The sequence below is a fragment of the Mycolicibacterium komossense genome, assembly GCF_025822605.1.
Taxonomy (GTDB): Bacteria; Actinomycetota; Actinomycetes; order Mycobacteriales; family Mycobacteriaceae; genus Mycobacterium; species Mycobacterium komossense.
Genome location: NZ_JACKTY010000012.1, coordinates 163,830 through 182,667 on the forward strand (window position 1 = coordinate 163,830; position 18,838 = coordinate 182,667).

At 66.3% G+C, this 18,838-nt stretch carries 17 protein-coding genes; 5 read left to right on the forward strand and 12 right to left on the reverse strand.

All coding sequences use genetic code 11. The annotated features are described in order from the left end of the window. Position 1 precedes the first annotated feature (1 nt). Positions 2–256, reverse strand: coding sequence for a DUF1049 domain-containing protein (locus H7J73_RS02725; protein ID WP_264065695.1), 255 nt, complete (start codon positions 254–256; stop codon positions 2–4). A 62-nt stretch (positions 257–318) separates the two neighbouring features. On the opposite strand from H7J73_RS02725, the gene H7J73_RS02730 reads away from it, so the two are divergent. Continuing rightward, on the forward strand, positions 319–1,083 hold the full coding sequence (locus H7J73_RS02730; protein ID WP_264065696.1) for an SHOCT domain-containing protein: 765 nt from the start codon (positions 319–321) through the stop codon (positions 1,081–1,083). Between the two features lie 7 nt (positions 1,084–1,090). Here the strand turns inward: H7J73_RS02730 and H7J73_RS02735 are convergent, their stop codons facing one another. After that, entirely contained in the window at positions 1,091–1,717 is a 627-nt protein-coding gene (locus tag H7J73_RS02735; RefSeq protein ID WP_264065697.1) for an MBL fold metallo-hydrolase, read from the reverse strand. After that, positions 1,714–2,814: an S-(hydroxymethyl)mycothiol dehydrogenase gene (locus tag H7J73_RS02740; RefSeq protein WP_264065698.1), complete on the reverse strand. Its 1,101-nt coding sequence runs from the start codon at positions 2,812–2,814 to the stop codon at positions 1,714–1,716. The genes H7J73_RS02735 and H7J73_RS02740 overlap by 4 nt, the downstream gene beginning before the upstream one ends. Positions 2,815–2,915: 101 nt before the next feature. Here H7J73_RS02740 and H7J73_RS02745 point away from each other — a divergent pair, with 101 nt between their 5' ends. Beyond that, positions 2,916–3,740 carry a serine hydrolase domain-containing protein gene (locus H7J73_RS02745; RefSeq protein WP_264065699.1) on the forward strand — a complete coding sequence of 275 codons (825 nt, stop codon included), beginning with the start codon at positions 2,916–2,918 and terminating at the stop codon, positions 3,738–3,740. A 116-nt stretch (positions 3,741–3,856) separates the two neighbouring features. After that, positions 3,857–4,369, forward strand: coding sequence for a DUF3145 domain-containing protein (locus H7J73_RS02750; protein WP_264065700.1), 513 nt, complete (start codon positions 3,857–3,859; stop codon positions 4,367–4,369). A gap of 65 nt (positions 4,370–4,434) precedes the next feature. Here H7J73_RS02750 and H7J73_RS02755 read toward each other — a convergent pair whose 3' ends face one another. After that, positions 4,435–5,370, reverse strand: coding sequence for a diacylglycerol kinase (locus H7J73_RS02755; protein WP_264065701.1), 936 nt, complete (start codon positions 5,368–5,370; stop codon positions 4,435–4,437). Continuing rightward, complete coding sequence (locus tag H7J73_RS02760) at positions 5,367–6,947, reverse strand: FAD-binding oxidoreductase (RefSeq protein WP_264065995.1); 1,581 nt, start codon at positions 6,945–6,947, stop codon at positions 5,367–5,369. The genes H7J73_RS02755 and H7J73_RS02760 overlap by 4 nt, the downstream gene beginning before the upstream one ends. Before the next feature lie 32 nt (positions 6,948–6,979). On the opposite strand from H7J73_RS02760, the gene H7J73_RS02765 reads away from it, so the two are divergent. Together H7J73_RS02765 and H7J73_RS02770 are read left to right on the forward strand one after the other, a co-directional pair. Continuing rightward, positions 6,980–7,552, forward strand: a complete 573-nt coding sequence (locus H7J73_RS02765) for a TetR/AcrR family transcriptional regulator (protein ID WP_264065702.1) — start codon at positions 6,980–6,982, stop codon at positions 7,550–7,552. Continuing rightward, positions 7,552–9,126: a glycerol-3-phosphate dehydrogenase/oxidase gene (locus H7J73_RS02770; RefSeq protein WP_264065703.1), complete on the forward strand. Its 1,575-nt coding sequence runs from the start codon at positions 7,552–7,554 to the stop codon at positions 9,124–9,126. The genes H7J73_RS02765 and H7J73_RS02770 overlap by 1 nt, the downstream gene beginning before the upstream one ends. A 54-nt stretch (positions 9,127–9,180) precedes the next feature. Here the strand turns inward: H7J73_RS02770 and H7J73_RS02775 are convergent, their stop codons facing one another. The 7 genes from H7J73_RS02775 to aceE all read right to left on the reverse strand — a co-directional run bounded on the left by H7J73_RS02775 (position 9,181) and on the right by aceE (position 18,720). Beyond that, entirely contained in the window at positions 9,181–10,602 is a 1,422-nt protein-coding gene (locus tag H7J73_RS02775; protein WP_264065704.1) for an acyl-CoA carboxylase subunit beta, read from the reverse strand. Positions 10,603–10,625: 23 nt separating this feature from the next. Next, the gene (gene kasB / locus H7J73_RS02780) at positions 10,626–11,879 is read right to left on the reverse strand and encodes a 3-oxoacyl-ACP synthase KasB (protein WP_264065705.1); all 1,254 of its coding nucleotides are present in this window, start codon (positions 11,877–11,879) and stop codon (positions 10,626–10,628) included. 29 nt (positions 11,880–11,908) lie between these two features. Next, complete coding sequence (gene kasA, locus H7J73_RS02785) at positions 11,909–13,159, reverse strand: 3-oxoacyl-ACP synthase KasA (protein ID WP_264065706.1); 1,251 nt, start codon at positions 13,157–13,159, stop codon at positions 11,909–11,911. Continuing rightward, positions 13,156–13,446: a meromycolate extension acyl carrier protein AcpM gene (acpM, locus tag H7J73_RS02790; RefSeq protein WP_264065707.1), complete on the reverse strand. Its 291-nt coding sequence runs from the start codon at positions 13,444–13,446 to the stop codon at positions 13,156–13,158. The genes kasA and acpM overlap by 4 nt, the downstream gene beginning before the upstream one ends. A 78-nt stretch (positions 13,447–13,524) precedes the next feature. Beyond that, positions 13,525–14,442, reverse strand: a complete 918-nt coding sequence (locus H7J73_RS02795) for an ACP S-malonyltransferase (RefSeq protein WP_264065708.1) — start codon at positions 14,440–14,442, stop codon at positions 13,525–13,527. Positions 14,443–14,570: 128 nt separating this feature from the next. Beyond that, a complete protein-coding gene (locus tag H7J73_RS02800) occupies positions 14,571–15,857 on the reverse strand; it encodes a PucR family transcriptional regulator (protein ID WP_264065709.1) in 1,287 nt (428 codons plus the stop codon). A 73-nt stretch (positions 15,858–15,930) separates the two neighbouring features. Beyond that, on the reverse strand, positions 15,931–18,720 hold the full coding sequence (aceE, locus tag H7J73_RS02805) for a pyruvate dehydrogenase (acetyl-transferring), homodimeric type (RefSeq protein ID WP_264065710.1): 2,790 nt from the start codon (positions 18,718–18,720) through the stop codon (positions 15,931–15,933). Positions 18,721–18,838 lie beyond the last annotated feature (118 nt).

Sequence of the window (18,838 nt, forward strand, 5' to 3'; positions counted from 1 at the left end):
GTTACCCCCGGCGACGCCGGCGCAGCAGGAGGCCCACCAGGATTCCCATCGCGAGCATGACCGTCAGGATGAACCACATCGGCGACTCCACCGTGATCCACAGGATGTGCACCCGCGGCCGGTCTCGATTCTGCGCGATGAAGAGGGCAGCCAGCGCGACGAGAATCAGTGCCACCCAGTAGCGAAACGCGACACGCCTGTGCCCCCGCTTCGACGGTGCTCCCGCCGAGGGGGCCTCAACCTCGTCTGTCGCCATAGCGAACAAGGTAGTCCGTGTTTGGCGCACGGTCACGGACCCGGCCATGACACACTTCGCCGATGAAGCGGAGAACTGCCCCGCGCATCCTGCTCACGGTGGCGATCGCGACCATGGTGCTGTCGTTGATCGGCTTCATCGCGACGATGGCTCTCAACGCGTTCGTGTTGGATAAATACAACGCCTATGGCGAAGTGCCGATCCCCGGGACGGCAAGCCTGCACCTTCCTGCGGGTGAAGCCACCATCAGCTTCCATACCCAGGTCATCGGCACCACCAGTGGTGGCGGGTTACCCGTCCCCAATCTCCGGATGAACATCGAGCCGCCGGCAGGGGTGGCCGAGCCTGTGGTCGTCGAAAACTGGGGGACCACAACAACTGTCAACAGCGACGCCAGGGTGCGGGTGTGGACAGCGCAGATCCCACAGGAGGGCGACTACACGATTCGCACCGCCGGTGACGTCGGTGGCTACATCAGTCCGCGGCTGGCATTCGGCCATTCCAGCTCACAGGGCACCCTGCCGTGGATCTTCGCCGGCATCTTCGCGGCGGCGATGCTGGGTCTGTTCGTCGCGTTGATCTGGCTCTCGCGGGTGAAACGCCGTCCGGTGCCGGACACCGTCAGTTTCGACACCTCGAACGTCTCGAGGGTCTTCGTCAACCCGTCCCCGCCGACGCACTCACCTGGCTCCGCCGCCCCGTACTCGCCGACCGACGACGGGGTCCGTATCGAACAGCTCAAAACGCTGGCTGCCCTGCGGGAATCCGGCGCGCTGACCGACGACGAGTTCCAGAAGGAGAAACGTCGGTTGCTCGACGGGCGTTAGCCAGCTTCTAGTGCCCGCGCGTCATCCACTCGTAGTAATGCGGCATCTCGTCGCCGATCGTGGTGGTGTCCCCGTGGCCGGTGTAGACAACCGTCTCGTAGGGCAGCTTGCCCAACTTGTCCGAGAGCGACCCCAGAATGGTGTCGAAATCGGAATAGGAGCGCCCGGTGGCGCCCGGTCCGCCGTTGAACAGCGTGTCGCCGGAAAACACCGCGGTGAGATCGGGGGAGTACCAGCACACCGAGCCCGGCGAATGCCCCGGGGTGTGCAGGGCGCGCAGCTCGACGCCGCCCACTGTTAGTGTCAGCCCGTCTTCGACGGGGCGGAAGTCGTTGTCCGGGTGCGTCATCCGCCACAGGACGTCATCGCCCGGGTGCAGCAGAACCGGGGCGTCGAGCGCCTTGCCCAGCTCGGGGGCGACGGTGACGTGGTCGTTGTGGCCGTGCGTGCACACCACGGCGACGACGTTGCGGCCGTTGACTGCCTCGATGATCGGTGCCGCAGAATGGGCCGCGTCGAACACGACGACATCGGTGTCGTCGCCGACGAGCCAGATGTTGTTGTCGACATCCCAGCTGCCGCCGTCGAGTTCGAAGGTGCCGCTGGTGACCAGGCGCTCGATCGAGGCGGTCACAGGATCACCACGGACCGCAGGACCTCGCCGGCGTGCATCTTGTGGAAGGCGTCCTCGATACCGTCCAGACCGATCCGTTCGGAGACGAACTTCTCCAACGGCAGGCGGCCCTGCAGATACAGACTGATCAGGGTGGGGAAGTCGCGCTCGGGCAGACAGTCGCCGTACCACGATGACTTCAGGGATCCGCCGCGAGAGAAGAAGTCCACCAGCGGCATCTCGAGCTTCATGTCCGGTGTCGGAACCCCCACCAGGACAACGGTTCCCGCCAGGTCGCGGGCGTAGAACGCCTGCTTCCAGGTTTCGGGCCGGCCGACGGCGTCGATCACCACATCGGCGCCGTTACCGTCGGTCAGGTCCTGGATCGCGGTCACAACGTCTATTCCGGCGACATCGAACTCTTTGGCGTTGATGGTGTGGGTGGCGCCGAATTCGCGCGCCCAGTTCAGCTTCTGGTTGTCCATATCCACGGCGATGATCCGCTTCGCGCCCACCAACGCGGCTCCGGCGATCGCCGCGTCGCCGACACCACCGCAACCGATCACGGCAACAGTGTCGTCACGCGTTACCGCACCGGTGTTGATCGCGGCACCGATACCGGCCATCACGCCGCAGCCCAGCAGTCCGGCCACCGCGGGGTCGGCTTCGGGATCGACCTTGGTGCACTGACCTTCGGCGACGAGTGTCTTGTCGGCGAACGCCCCGACACCGAGTGCGGGGGTCAGCTCGGTCCCGTCGGTCAGCGTCATCTTCTGCTTGGCGTTGTGGGTGTTGAAGCACAGCTGCGGGCGGCCGCGCTTGCAGGCGCGGCACTGACCGCACACCGCGCGCCAGTTCAGAATGACGAAATCGCCGACCTCGACGTTGACGACGCCCTCGCCGATCGCCTCGACCGTGCCTGACGCTTCGTGTCCGAGTAGGAACGGATATTCGTCGTTGATCCCACCTTCGCGGTAGGTCAGATCGGTATGGCAGACGCCGCAAGCGATGATGTCGACGACCACCTCGCCGGGGCCTGGATCGGGTATCACCACATCGACGATCTCGACCGGCTCGCCCTTCGCCCTGGAAATCACACCGCGCACTGTCTGACTCATGCGTCAGACCTTAGCGGTGCGGAAGAACTAAACCCATGATGCCCGGACTCTTATCCATCCCACGGGTCGTCACCACTTCCCCCGCGTGAAAGCCTGGGCCCATGGGCGCACTCGACCTTCTCAACACCTGGCCCGTTCCCACCGCTGCGGCGGCTGTCGTCGGGTCGGGCGGCGTGCTCGCCACGCACGGCGATACTGGCCGCGTGTTCCGGCTGGCGTCGGTGACCAAGCCGTTGGTGGCCAGGGCGGCGCAGATCGCCGTCGAGGAAGGTGCACTCGAACTCGATACGGCCGCCGGCCCGCCGGGGTCGACCATCCGTCATCTCCTGGCCCATGCGTCAGGGTTGGCGATGGTCGACGACGCTGTGATGGCACGCCCGGGCGCCCGCCGCATCTACTCCAATTACGGTTTCCGGGTTCTCGCCGAAGAGATCGAGCGCGCGGCCGGCTTCGGGTTCGACCGCTACTTGCACGAGGCGGTGTTCCAACCGCTGGGTATGACGGACTCGACGCTCGACGGCGGCGCGCGCACCGCCGGCCATGGGGGAGCGTCGACCGTGGATGACTTGGTGCGGTTCGCCGGTGATCTGCTGGCGCCCGCGATCGTCTCCGCCGAGATGCACGCCGAGGCGGTCTCTGTGCAATTCCCCGGACTGGCCGGAGTCCTGCCCGGTTATGGCGTGCAACGGCCCAACGACTGGGGACTCGGGTTCGAGATCCGGGCCACTAAATCACCGCACTGGACGGGGTTGGCGAACTCGCCCGCGACGTTCGGTCATTTCGGGCAGTCGGGCACCTTCATCTGGGCCGATCCGGTCGCCGGGCTGGCCCTGGTAGTACTGACCGACCGCGATTTCGGGGAGTGGGCGCTGCCGCTGTGGCCGGCCATCTCTGATGGAGTCCTGAGAGAATTCGGCGCAGACTAGCGCAACAGCTGTCACACAAGGCACAATAGACACGCGCGACACACAGATTGTGATGCTCGTTTGGATTCGTCAAGGTCGTTGGGGAAGACGTCCCTTGTGGAGCCGAAGGAGCAGCCATGCGTGAGTCGAATCAGTTCGCCGACGCGACGACAGGCGTGGTATTCATCCACGCCTCACCCGCGGCGGTGTGCCCGCACGTGGAGTGGGCACTTTCGTCGACCCTGAACGCCAGGGCGAATTTGAAGTGGACGCCCCAGGCGGCCATGCCCAATCAACTACGGGCGGTCACCAACTGGGTCGGGCCGGTGGGCACCGGTGCCCAGCTGGCCAATGCCCTGCGGTCCTGGTCGGTGCTGCGATTCGAGGTCACCGAGGATCCCAGTCCCGGGGTCGACGGTCAACGCTTCGTGCACACCCCGCAACTGGGGCTGTGGCACGGTGCGATGAGCGCCAACGGCGACACCATGGTCGGCGAGATGCGGCTGCGGACGCTGATGAATTCCGGTGCTGACGCGCTGGCCTCAGATCTGGACACCGTCCTGGGCACCGCCTGGGATGAGGCGCTGGAGCCGTACCGCGCCAACGGCGATATCGCCGGTGACGTCAGCTGGCTCCGCGGGGTCGGTTAGCCACCGCGCAGTTCTTCCCGCGAGCAGACGCAGAAGTCCCCTATCTCACGTGAAATGGGGGACTTTTACGTCTGCTCGCGCCGCAAAATCTGCAGCGCCCCGGGCACCGCGCTGATCTCGGCGGGCAACGGGCAGGCGTACTCGCCGTCGGCGTAGGCGTTGATCCCGGGCGATTCGACAGTGATGTTCGCCGCCCGGGCGGTGGTGACCTCGTCGAGGTCGACATGGGTGCCCTTGAACACCGTCGGGAACAGGCGGATCAACCGCGTGCGCGACGCCGAATGCACCATCGTGATATCCAGCAGCCCGTCGGCGTGATCGGCGTTCGGGGTGATCCGCATTCCGCCGCCGTAGCTGCGGGTATTGCCGAACGCGACCAGCGTCAGGTCGGTGATGATCTCCCGGTCTCCGTCGAGCACCAGCCGAAACGGCAGCAGCCGCAGCTTGGACAGCTCCGCGACCATCGCCACGTTGTAGCGCATCCGGCCGTGCGGCCAGCTCATCCGATTGGTCCGGTCGCTGACCAGCGAATCGAAGCCGGTGGCGACCACGGTGCCGAACCATTTCACCTGCCTGTTGCCGCGCTCGCCGCTCTCGATCCGGCCCAGATCGACGGTCTCGGCCCAGCCGTCGGCGACGATATCGGCCGCCGCTTCCGGGTCGCCGGTGGGCAGGCCGTACTCGCGGGCGTGGTCGTTGCCGGTGCCGGCGGGGATGATGCCCATCGGGGTGGCCCCGCCGCCCAACGCTTGCAGGGCGATCGAGATCACGCCGTCGCCGCCGGCCACCACCAGCGCGTCGGTGCCCTGGTCGAGGCTGTCGCGGACCAGGCGCCCGGCGTGATCGGCGTCGGCGCCGACGATCTCGATGACGTCGACGCCGCGCTGTTGCAGCCGGGCAATCGCGCGCTCGGCGGCATGCGGGGCGTTGCCGTGCCCGGAGGCCGGGTTGGTCAGCATCGTGACGCGGCCGATGGGCAGCCGAGCCCCGAGCCCGGTCATGGGATGAGCTTGCCGGGGTTCAGAATTCCCGCGGGGTCGAGTGACGCCTTGACGGCGCGCAATACCTGCACGCCCAGCTCGCCGACCTCGGCTTTCATCCACGGCCGGTGATCCGCTCCGACCGCGTGGTGATGAGTGATGGTGCCGCCGGAGCGCACGATCGCCTCCGACGCGGCCACCTTGGCTTTGTGCCACTGGTCGAGCGGATTGCCCCGCTGACCCGCGACGACGGTGAAGTACAGCGACGCGCCGGTGGGGTACACGTGCGAAATGTGGCACATCACCAGCGCGGGCGTGCCGGTTTCGGCCAGTGCGGTGGTCAGCGCCTCGGTGACCGCGGCTTTCAGAGCGGACAGATTCGACCAGGTGGTGGCCGTCTCCAGCGTTTCGCACAGTGCGCCGCCGGCCAGCAGCGAGTCCCGCAGATAGGGCGCGCCGAACCGGCCGGCCTCCCAGGCCCGGGCCGGTGCCTCGCCCAGCGAGGTGGCGCCATGCTCGATCAGCAGTGCCCGGGTTTCCGCGTGCCGGCTCTCGGCGTGGGCGAGCGCGCCTTCGAAGAGTGTCACCGCCAGGCAGCCGCCGGTGATCTGCTGTTCGCCGATGTGCTCGGTGGTGGCTAGGTTGACGCCGGTCTCTGCCTCATCGGAAAGTCGAAGGACCGTCGCGCCGGTCCCCGTTTGCACGACGGCACGCAGGGCATTCGCGCCCGCGTCGAAGTCCGGGAAGGACCAGGCCTCGTAGCGAGTGGTCTCCGGCACCGGATGTATCCGCAGCCGCACCCGGGTGATGACGCCGAATACCCCTTCGGAGCCGACGATCAGTTCGCGCAGATCGGGACCGGCGGCTGAGGCGGGAGCACGGCCGAGGTCGAGGATGCCGACCGGGGTGACTGCTCGCAGGCCGCGGATCATGTCGTTGATGCGGCCGTAACCGGCGGAATCCTGGCCCGACGAGCGCGTCGCGGCGAACCCGCCGATGGTGGCGAACTGGAAGCTCTGCGGGAAGTGCCCGAGGGAGAAGCCGTGCTCACCCAGCAGTCGCTCTGCCTCGGGGCCGGTCACACCGGCGCCCAACTCGGCCTCGCCGGATACGTCGTCGAGGTAGTGCAACTGGTCGAACCGCCGCAGATCCAGAGAGATGGCGGCCGTGAATTCGCCCCGGATCGGGTCGACGCCGCCGACGACGCTGGTGCCGCCGCCGAAGGGGACCACGGCGATGCGGTGCTGGGAGCAGTACTTGAGGACCTCGGCGATCTCGTCGTCCGAGCCTGGGGTCAGGACCGCGTCGGGGGCGTCCTGCGGCCCGGGGTCGGCGCGCCGCAGCAGATCGGGGGTGGATTTTCCGCCGGCCCGCAAGAGCCTGGCGTGGTCGTCGACGCCGCAGTTCTCGGCTCCGACGATGGTGGACAACGCCTCGCGGTCGGCCGTGGCCAATGCCGACGGCGTCAGCTGAACGGTGTCGGCCTCGAGTTCGGACTGCTCAGACGGCGTCACCCCCAGGGCTTGCTCGAGGAGCGAACGGATCCCCGCGGAGAGGGGTTTCGCCGCTGCCGGATCGCCCCAGGCATTCCACTTCATCGTCGGATGCTGCATGCGTTACAGTATTACAGATGCTGTCAATCAGTAATGCACCGGAGATCGGTGACCGCATTTTGGCGGCCGCCGCGAGCTGCGTGGTCGACTTCGGCGTCGACCGGGTGACACTGGCCGAGATCGCCCGCCGGGCGCGGGTCAGCCGCCCGACCATCTACCGGCGCTTTCCCGATACGCAGTCGATTCTCACGGCGCTGCTCACCAGCCGGGTCGTCGCCGTCCTGGACGAGGTACCGCAGACCGGTGCGGACCGCGCCGCCATCGTGGACCGCGTGATCGGAGTCGCGGCACGTCTGCGCGATGACGAGATCATCATGGCCGTACTGCATTCCGCACCCGAACTGGCGATGACCTATATCGCCGAACGTCTCGGGTCCAGCCAGCAGATCCTGATCGACGCCCTGGCCGCCGATCTCGCCGTGGCCCAGGCCGGCGGCAGTGTGCGGGCCGGTGACCCCGGTCAGCTCGCCGCGATGGTCCTACTGATTGTCCAATCGTCCGTCCAGTCGGCGCGGATCATCGAGAAGATCCTGCCCGTCGAGGTGCTCGCCGCCGAACTACGTCACGCTGTGAACGGATACCTGATCTGATGGTGCACAACACAAGTGGATCGCCTGCCCTGAATGCCACCCGCCGCGTCACCGACCTGACCGCGCTCGCCGACGGGGCCGCGCTGGACGTCCTGGTCATCGGCGGCGGTGTCACCGGCGCCGGTATCGCCCTGGATGCGGCTTCGCGCGGACTGTCGGTGGCGCTGGTGGAGAAACACGATCTGGCGTTCGGCACCAGCCGGTGGAGCTCGAAGCTGGTCCACGGCGGTCTGCGGTATCTGGCGACCGGCAATATCGGGATCGCCCGTCGCAGCGCCATCGAACGCGGAATCCTGATGACGCGCAACGCACCTCACCTTGTACACGCGATGCCGCAATTGGTTCCGCTGCTGCCGTCGATGGGCCGCGCGGAGCGGGCGATGGTACGTGCCGGTTTCGTTGCGGGCGACGGCTTACGGCGACTGGCCGGCACGCCCGCGTCGGCGCTACCCCGCTCGCGACGGGTCGGACCCGACCGTGCGGCCGAGCTCGCGCCCACCGTGCGGCGCGACGGGCTGGGCGGCGCACTGCTTGCCTACGACGGCCAGCTCATCGATGACGCCCGGCTGGTCGTCGCAGTCTGCCGCACCGCTGCCCAGCGGGGCGCCCGCATTCTGACCTACCTGGCGGCATCGCAGGTCACCGGCACCACAGCATGGTTGACCGACCAACGTACCGGCGAATCCTTCGGCGTCACTGCTCACGCCGTCATCAATGCGACCGGGGTGTGGGCGGGGGAGATCGACCAGGGCCTGAAGCTGCGGCCCAGCCGGGGGACGCATCTGGTGTTCGATGCAGCGGCGTTCGGTAATCCGACTGCGGCCCTGACGGTCCCGATTCCCGGCGAGCTCAACCGATTCGTCTTTGCAATGCCAGAACAATTGGGCCGGGTGTATCTGGGGCTGACCGACGAGGATGCGCCCGGGCCGATTCCCGATGTGCCACAACCGACTTCGGATGAAGTGGATTTTCTGCTCGCTACGGTGAACACGGCTTTGGATGTTCAGCTCAGTGCGTCCGACATCATCGGGTCATATGCCGGATTGCGGCCGCTGTTGGAGCCACTGGGGGATCGGAGGGCAGGAGCGCAGCGACCCGGGAAGAAGGCACAGCGCACGGCCGACATCTCGCGCGACCATGCGGTGATCGAGTCGTCGAGCGGAGTGATCAGCGTCGTCGGGGGCAAGCTGACCGAATACCGGCATATGGCCGAGGATGTGCTCGACCGTGCGGTCACGCTGCGCGGGCTGACTGCCGGACCGTGCCAGACCCGCGATCTGCCTCTCGTCGGCGCGCCGGGCAACCCGGGGTCGGCGGCGTCGGCAAGCCCGCTGCCATCGTCGTTGGTGGCCCGGTTCGGTGCGGAGGCGGCCAACGTCATCGCGTCGGCCACGTGCGAGCGGCCGACGGAGTCCGTTGCCGACGGAATCGACGTACTGCGTGCGGAATTCGAATACGCCGTCAGTCACGAAGGCGCGTTGACGGTCGACGACATCCTCGACCGTCGCACCCGCATTGGCCTGGTGGCCGCAGACCGCGAGCGGGCCGAGGCCGCAGCCAAGGAATTCGTGTGATTTCGGCGTGTTCGTAATCGCTCAGCGGTCACGAACACGCCGAAATCGCAAGGGTTACAGCGGGATATTCTTATGGCGACCGCGACGGGCGGGCGCTTCGGCCAGTGCCTGCGTCACCACGCTGCGGGTCTGGGCCGGGTCGATCTTGGCGTCGACGACACCGATCTCGATGGCGCTGTCCACCCCGCCGGCGATCCGCTCGTGCTCGGCGGCCAGTTCCTCGTGCAGGGCGTCGCGCTCTTCCGGCGCCGCGGCGGCCAGCTTCTTCTTGTGCAGGATGCCTACGGCTGCCTTGGCGCCCATCACAGCGACCTCGGCATCCGGCCAGGCGAACACCTTCGTCGCATTGAGCGACCGGGAGTTCATCGCGATGTAGGCGCCGCCGTAGATCTTGCGGGTGACCAGCGTGACGCGGGGGACCGACGACTCACCGAAGGCGTGCAGCAGTTTCGCGCCACGGCGAACCACGCCACCCCACTCCTGGTCGACACCGGGCAAGTAGCCGGGCACGTCGACGATGACCACCAGCGGAATGCCGAAGCCATCGCACAGACGCACGAAACGTGCTGCCTTCTCGGCGCTTTCGGAGTTCAGGCAGCCGCCTAGGCGCAGCGGGTTGTTTGCCAGCACGCCGACCGTCCGGCCCGACAGCCGGCCGAGGCCGACCACCATCGACGGTGCCCACTTGGCCTGGAATTCCTCGAAGGGGGCGTCATCGTCGAGCAGCGCGTTGACCAGCGGGTGCACGTCATAAGCGCGGCGGGCCGAATCCGGCAGCAGCGCACGCAGATCAGAATCGCCGGCTTCGGCCTTGGCGCGATCAAAATGGCCCTGCTGGCAGAAATATCCGACCAGCCGGCGACCGCGGGCATAGGCATCTGACTCGTCGTCGGCGACGATATGGCAGACACCGGACTTCTTGTGGTGGGTGTCGGGCCCGCCCAGCGAAGCCATGTCGACGTCTTCGCCGGTGACGCTGCGGACCACGTCGGGTCCGGTGACGAACACGCGGCCCTCGGGCGCCATGATCACCACGTCGGTCAGCGCCGGTCCGTACGCGGCACCGCCGGCGGCGAATCCGACGACGATCGAAATCTGCGGGATGTAGCCCGACGCCCGGATCATCGCCTCGAAGACCAGTCCGACGGCGTGCAGAGCCTTGACGCCTTCGGCGAGGCGGGCACCGCCGGAGTGCCAGATGCCCACGATCGGGCTCTGCTCTTCGATGGCCAGGTCGTAGGCATTGACGATATGGCGGCAGCCGTCGACACCCATCGCACCACCCATCACCGTGCCGTCGGTGCAGAAGGCGATGGTGCGGACACCGTTGACGGTGCCTGCACCGGCGAGCACGCCGGAGCGGTCGCGCTCGTGCAGCAACTCCACGGTGCCGTCGTCGAAGAAGCTGCTCAGTCGCAGCAGCGGGTCACGGGGATCGAGTGATTCGTTAACCGCTTCGGGCGCCATGGTCGTCATCTACGTCTCCTATGTGGGCTTTATCAGTACCGGCCAAAGGCGAGAGCGACATTGTGCCCGCCGAATCCGAATGAATTGTTGACGGCGTACCGGTAGTTACCAGTTCGCGGTTGTCCTGCCACCACATCGAGATCGATCTCGGGATCGAGATTCTCCAAATTCAGTGTGGGCGGCACAACGCCGTCCCGCAGCGCCATGATCGTGAGGATCGATTCCACCGCCCCGACCGCGCCGACCGAATGGCCGAGCGCAGATTTCGGTGCATAGATCGCGGGCCGATGGGTGCCGAGCGCGTTGTTGATTGCTTTGCCTTCCGCGACGTCGCCGACCTGGGTGCCGGTGGCGTGTGCGTTGACGTGGTCGATATCGCTGGGGGACAGTCCCGCCAGTTGAATGGCGCGGGAGATCGCGTACCCGGCCTGTTCCCCGTTCGGGTCGGGAGCCACGATGTGGAACCCGTCCGAGGTGACGCTGGCACCCATCAGTCGGGCCAGGATGTTGGCGCCGCGCGCTTTGGCGTGTTCCTCGGTCTCGACGACGAGCAGCGCTCCGCCCTCACCGAACACGAATCCGTTGCGGTCCTTGTCGAATGGGCGGCAGGCACCCGCGGGGTTGTCGTTGGTCGTGGACAACACGATGCGCATCTGCGCGAACCCGGCGATCGGAACCGCCTCGATCTTGGTCTCGACCCCACCGCAGATCGCCATGTCGGCTTCGCCGAACGCGATATTGCGCCAGGCATTCGCGATGGCCTCGGAGCCGGAGGCGCAGGCAGAGATCACGGTGCTGACCCCGGCCCGCGCCTTGCGCTCCAGCCCAACCGCGGCGGCCGCGGAGTTGGGCATGTACATCTGCACGGCCAGCGGCGAAACTGCGCGTAGACCTTTGGCTTTCAGCGCCTCGTAGGCGAAAAGCAGCTCTTCGCTGGAGCCCATGCCGGTGCCGATCGACACCATCAGGCGCCGGGGGTCGACCTCGGGTGAGCCGGCGTCCTTCCAGGCCCGCCGGCTCAACACCGTTGACATCTTCTGCAGGTAGGACAGCCGACGAAGTTCGACCTTCGTCATCTCACTGTCGAAATCCTCGAGGAGGTGACCGCCGATGCGAACCGGCAGGTCGAACTCCTCGACGAACGGATCCTCCAGCTTGCGGATGCCACTTTGGCCATCCAGCAGTGCTTTCCATGTCGACTCAGCGTCGGTCGCCAACGCAGTCGTCATCGCGACTCCGGTGACGACTACATCTGGGAGTCCATTGCCCGTAGTCAGCAGTGCCATTGGTGCCGCGAGTGCCTTCCTCGTCCTGATCAGTAACGTCCGAAAGCGAGCGCGACGTTGTGCCCGCCGAATCCGAACGAGTTGTTGATCGCGTACTGGTACTCGCCGTAACGGGGTTCGCCCGCAACGACATCCAGATCGATCTCGGGGTCGGGTGTCTCGTAGTTCAGCGTGGGCGGGATGACCCCGTCCCGCAGTGAGAGCACCGTCAGGATTGATTCCAGGGCGCCGACCGCTCCGATGGAGTGGCCGAGCGCACCCTTGGGTGCGTAGACCGCGGCATGCCCCACACCGGCGACCCGAAGCGCATTGGCCTCGGCGGTGTCACCGATCGGAGTAGCAGTGGCGTGGGCGTTGACGTGGTCGATGTCCTTGGGGTCCAGGCCCGCAGTCTCCATCGCACGCTTCATCGCGTGCCCGGCCCGCAGACCATCGGGCGCCGGGGCCACCATGTGGTAGGCGTCCGACGAGATACCCGCACCGAGCAGTCGGGCCAACGGCTTGGCGCCGCGTGCCTTCGCATGCTCCTCGGTCTCGATGATCATCAGCGCACCGGCCTCACCGAACACGAAACCGTCCCGGTTCTTGTCGAACGGCCGCGACGCCCCTTCCGGGTCGTCGTTGCGCGTCGACATCGCCCGCATCATCGAGAAGCCCGCAATGGGCAGCGCCTCGATAAGGCCTTCGACACCGCCGCAGACGGCAAAATCGGCGTCACCCATGACGATCTGACGCCAGGCGTGGGCGATGGCCTCCGACCCGGATGAACAGGCGGACACCGGGGTGATGACCCCGGCGCGCGCGCCCAGTTCGAGGCCGACGACCGCGGCCGCGCCGTTGGGCATGACCATCTGAACGGCGAGCGGGGACACCTTGCGGGGTCCGCCCTCGTTCATGGCGTCATACATTTCGACGATCTTCTCGCCGCCGCCGAGACCGGTGCCGATCACAACCGAGAACCGGTCGGGATCGACCTCGGGACTACCAGCGTTCTCCCACAACTGGTTTCCGACGTACTTGGCCATCCGCTGGACATACGACATCCGTCGCATCTCCAGGCGAGTCATGTGGGGGTCGAGCGGCTCCTTGAGGTGGCCGCCGATCTTGACTGCCAGATCCCACTTCCCGACGAAATCATCGTCGAGCACACGGATACCGCTTTCGCCCGCAAGCAGACCCTTCCACGTGCTCTCGATATCCGGCGCGATGGAAGTCGTCGCCGTGACGGCCGTGACTACGACGCTGGGAAAATCGCCGTTAGCAGTGGAAGGACGGTTCACTGCGTGAACTTCTCGCGGAGCGCTGCAGCAGCTTCGGGGTTCTCTTCCTCGAGCTTCTGGATGTAGGAGACGACGTCACCAACGGTGCGAAGGCCGGCAAGGTCCTCATCCGGGATTTTCACGCCGTACTTGTCCTCGGTCTGCACGGCGATCTCCACCATCGACAGGGAGTCGATGTCCAGGTCGTCGACGAAGGACTTCTCGGGGGTCACCTCAGAGGGCTCGATGCCGGTGACCTCTTCGATGATCTCGGCCAGTCCGGCGATGATTTCCTGCTCGTTAGCCACAGTGTGGCTCCCTTCATATTTTTGTGATGAAACTGAAAACGGGTCTTGCTTTTTGGTTGTCCCAGTGGACGCCGGCCTTTAGAGCGCGGCGAGTCCGTCCAGGTCTGCAGGGGATTTGACGGCGTGCGTCGGCACCCCCCGAAGTTCACGCTTGGCGATGCCGACGAGGGTGCCCGCGGGCGGGAACTCGACGATCGCACTCACGTTGTGAGAGCGCAGGCTCTCGTTGCACAGATCCCACCGCACGGGGCGGGTCAGCTGCGAGACCAGCTTGGTCATGGCGTCTTCGGCCGAGGCGACCGGCTGGCCGTCGGCGTTGGACAGCAGGGTAACGGTGGGAGCCACAGAATCGGCGGTCGCCACGCTGGCGGCAGCGGCGGAGTAACCGTCGAGTGCCGAGGCCATGAACTCGGTATGGAAGGCGCCGGCAGTGGCCAGCGCGCGAACGCGGGCCTTGGCGGGCGGGTTCTCGGAGAGCTTCTGCAGCGAGTCCAACCGGCCGGCGGCGACGATCTGTCCGGCGGCGTTGCGGTTGGCGGGCACCAGCTCGAGATCCGCCAGCGCGGCGAGCACCTCGGCTTCGTCGCCGCCGAGCACCGCCGACATGCCGGTGGCTTCGTGGGCGCAGGCCTTGGCCATCTCGGCGCCACGGGTGGCAGCCAGTGCGACGGCGTCATCGGCCGAGATCAGGCCGGCGATCGCGTATGCGGCGATCTCACCGACGGAATGGCCGGCCACGATGGTGTCCCGGCCGGCGAGCAGCCCGCGCTTGGTCAGTTCTTGATGGGCCAGCAGGGTCGCCGCGACAACGAGCGGCTGGGTGATGGCGGTGTCGGTGATTTCCTCCGCCGTGGCGGTGGTGCCGAGCCGCGCCAGGTCCAGTCCGCTTGAGGCCGACCAGGAGGCAACCTGGTCCGCCGCACCCGGCAGTTCGAGCCAGGGGGCGAGCATGCCAGGAGTCTGCGAACCCTGTCCGGGCGCAAGCAATGCGATCACGTAATTAAGAGAACACTGTGAAGTGGGTTTTGCACGGTGTAAGAGATTATGAACCTTGTCTTAGGTTTTTGTGGAGATCCCACAAAACAGCACGTGATGGGACTTTCTCGATACCGTGCCGCGACCTGTTACATGGGATGCGTCACACTCTTAGGAATCCCGAGGTGGTCTGCGACCGACGCAGTGGAGGCATTTGACGTGCTGGAATGCTGCTCCTGATGGGCCAGACGCCCGACCGTCGAAGCAACTCTAAGAACGTAGGCGTCCCGGGGCAGCGTGGGATCGCGACCAGTGAAATCTGTGATCCGCTTGAGGCGATATCGGACGGTATTTGGATGAACGAACAACTTGCGCGCGCAGGCCTCGATCGCGCCACCCGAGTCGAGGTATGCGTCCAGGGTTTCGGTCAGTGCCGGGCCGGCATCGGCCAGCGGCCGCATCACATCGGTGTGCAGCGCGGCGATCGCGGCGGTATCGCCCATCAAGGCGCGCTCGGGAAGTAGTTCCCTGGCCAGAACCGGTCGCGGGGCGCCCGTCCAGCCCCCGACGGCGTTCATCGCCGCGATGGCCTCGGCGGCGCTGTGATAGGCCGCCGTGAGCATCGGCACCGTCGGCCCGATCACCACCGGCCCCTCGGAGTACGCCCCCAGTAGATCGCCCAGGAATCGGTCGGTGTGCGACAACGGGCCGGAGACGATCGCGATCAGCCAGGTGCCGTGGACATCGGTGAGGGCGGCGCGGCCGTGATTCGTGGCGACCTGGCGGATATCCTCGCTCGCCACCGCGGTGCGATTGACCGGCGGGGTGCCGACGATGACAGTGGCCGGTGAAGTGGTGTCCCAGTTCAACGCAGCGGCCCGGGACAGGAGTTCGGCACCGGCATCGCCGCGCACGACGGCATCGACGACGCTGGCCTCCATACGGCTGTCCCAGGCCCCACGCGCTTCGGCGGCGTCGGCGTAGCCCGAGGCCGCCGCGAAAGCCAGGTTTCGGCTGTAGCGCAGGATGCCGACCGTCAGCGCGATCTGCTGCTCGTCGGAGCGGGCCAGCATGGGCACGACTTCCTCGAAGAACTCCATCGCCACGCGCACCATGTCAACGGTCTGGGCCAGCGCGATGCGACGGGTCAGCTCCTGCGGGACGAGCGCGAACGCCTCCGCGGTGTAGCCGACATTGCTGCGCGGGTCACGCATCCATTCGGCGAAGTTGACCAACGCCGTCTGCACGACCAGTTGCACGCTGGCTCGCTGCGATGCCTCGAGTTCGGCGAAGAACGGCAGCCGTTCCTGCATGACATGTACCGCTTCGGTCGACAACCGCCCCGAGTATTGCTTGAGCCGACGGGTCAGCGACTCGGGGAGGTTCTCCAGCAGCGCCAACGGCGTCCGCGTCGGAGTGGGCTTGTTGTCACTCACTCCTAAAAGCTACGCCCGTTTTCTGGTCGTTCTCTCCAAACGCTGACCCGTCGGCGCTGCTGGACCCGATTTGCTATGCGCTCCCGGTGTCCCGGAACGACACGCTGGCGGCCAGCACATCGTCGATCTTGTACTGCTTGGCTGCCGCCACGGCGACCGATGGATCGATCTCACCGTCGCGGGCCAACGCCTCCAGTACTGCCACCACCACCGATTCGGCGTCGGTGTTGAAGTACCGCCGTGCGGCCGGGCGGGTGTCGGAGAAGCCGAACCCGTCGGTGCCGAGGGTGACGTAGGTGCCGGGCACCCAGGGCCGGATCAGTTCCGGCACGCCGCGCATCCAGTCCGACACCGCGACGACAGGGCCTGAGGCTTTCTCCAGCGCCTTGGTCACATACGGCGTTCCCGCCGGCTTGTCGGGATGGCGCAGCAGCTGCTTCTCGACCTCGACACCGTCGCGGTTGAGCTCACCCCAGCTGGTCACCGACCAGACATCGGCGGCAACGTCCCATTCGGCGGCCAGCAGGTCAGCCGCCCGCAGGGCCTCCGGCATCGCCACGCCCGAGGCCAGGATCTGCGCGATATTGGAACGGGATTCGGGCGCTTTCCGGTATCGGTAGATGCCCTTGAGCAGTCCCTCCGGGTCGAAATTCTCCGGCTCCTTGGGCTGGGCGTAGGGCTCGTTGTAGATCGTCATATAGAAGAAGATGTTCTCGGGATCCTCCCCGTACATCCGCTCCAGGCCGCTTTCGATGATGTAGGCGATCTCGTAGGCGAAGGCCGGGTCATAGGAGACCACCGCAGGGTTGGTGGACGCCAGCAGCAGCGAGTGCCCGTCGGCGTGCTGCAGGCCTTCGCCGGTCAGCGTGGTCCGGCCGGCGGTGGCGCCCAATACGAATCCGCGGGCCATCTGATCGGCCGCCGCCCAGAAGCCGTCACCGGTGCGCTGGAACCCGAACATCGAATAGAAGATGTAGATCGGGATCATCGGCTCGTTGTGCGTGGCGTACGACGTGGCCACGGCGGTGAACGATGCCGTCGAGCCCGCTTCGTTGATGCCCTCGTGCAGGATCTGGCCGATTTCGCTCTCCTTGTAGGCGAGCATCAGTTCGGCGTCGACGGCGGTGTAGAGCTGGCCGTTGCGGTTGTAGATCTTCAGGCTCGGGAACCACGAGTCCATGCCGAACGTGCGGGCCTCGTCGGGGATGATCGGCACAATACGCGGGCCAATCTCCTTGTCGCGCAACAGTTCTTTGAAGGTCCGCACCGTCGCCATGGTGGTGGCGACCTCCTGATTGCCCGAGCCCTTCTTCAGCGCCTTGTAGACATCGCGCGGAGGCAACGGCAGGACCTTCGTCTTGGTGCGACGTTCCGGGACGAATCCGCCCAGGGCCCGGCGCCGGTCGAGCAGGTACCGGATCTCCGGGGACTCCGGGCCGGGGTGGTAGTACGGCGGCAGGTACGGATTATCTTCCAGCTCCGCGTCGCTGACCGGGATCCGCTGCGTATCGCGGAAGTCCTTGAGGTCTTGCAGCGCAAGCTTTTTCATCTGGTGCGTGGCATTGCGGCCTTCGAAGTGCTTGCCCAGTGTGTAGCCCTTGATGGTGTGGGCCAGGATCACCGTCGGCTGGCCCTTGTGCTCGTTGGCCGCGCGGTAGGCCGCGTAGACCTTGCGGTAGTCATGGCCGCCGCGCTTGAGGTTCCAGATCTCGGCGTCGGTCATCGGCTCGACGAGCGCTTTGGTGCGTGGGTCTCGGCCGAAGAAGTGATCACGCACGTAGGCGCCGTCGTTGGCCTTGTAGGTCTGGAAGTCGCCGTCGGGGGTGGTGTTCATCAGGTTCACCAGGGCGCCGTCCTTGTCGGCGTGCAACAGTGCATCCCACTCGCGGCCCCACACCACCTTGATGACATTCCAGCCCGCACCGCGGAAGAACGACTCCAGCTCCTGGATGATCTTGCCGTTGCCGCGGACCGGGCCGTCGAGGCGCTGCAGGTTGCAGTTGATGACGAACGTCAGATTGTCCAGGCCCTCCAGCGCGGCCATGTGGGTCAGTCCGCGGCTCTCGGCCTCGTCCATCTCACCGTCGCCCAGGAACGCCCACACGTGCTGATCGGAGGTGTCTTTGATGCCCCGGTCATGCAGGTAGTGGTTGAAGCGGGCCTGATAGATGGCGTTCATCGGGCCTAGGCCCATCGACACCGTCGGGAATTCCCAGAAGTTGGGCATCAGCCGCGGGTGCGGATACGAGGGGAGCCCGCCGCCGGGATGGCTGTGCTCCTGACGGAAGCCGTCAAGCTGATCAGCGCTGAGTCGTCCTTCGAGGAAGGCCCTGGCGTAGATACCGGGGGAGGCGTGCCCCTGAATGAAGACCTGGTCGCCGCCGCCGGGGTGGGCCTTGCCGCGGAAGAAGTGGTTGAAGCCGACTTCGTAGAGCGCCGCCGATGACGCGTAGGTCGAGATGTGGCCGCCCACGCCGACGCCAGGGCGCTGGGCGCGGTGCACCATGATCGCGGCGTTCCAGCGGATCCAGGCGCGGAATCGTCGCTCGACGTCCTCGTCGCCCGGGAACCACGGTTCCAGCTCGGTCGGGATGGTGTTCACGTAGTCGGTTGAGGTCAACGCCGGGATGGCGACGCGTTGCTCGCCGGCACGCTCCAACAACCGGAGCATCAGGTACCGGGCCCGGGCCGGCCCTGAGCGGGACAACAAATCGTCGAACGATTCCAGCCATTCGCCGGTCTCGTCGGGATCGATATCGGGCAGGTACGAGGCAACGCCTTCACGAATCACCCGAACCCGGTCGGGTTCAGCTGCGGTGCCGGAGTTTTGGGCCAGGTCTTGGCGCACGAACTCGGTGGTCAACTTCCGCTCCTAGCTTGAGGTTCCAGGGGATTCCCCTGTCGGTGTCTATCGTGCCGCACTTCGTTCTCCGGCGGTGACCGGATCCGGATTGACCCGAAGTGCCGCAAGCGGTACCCGC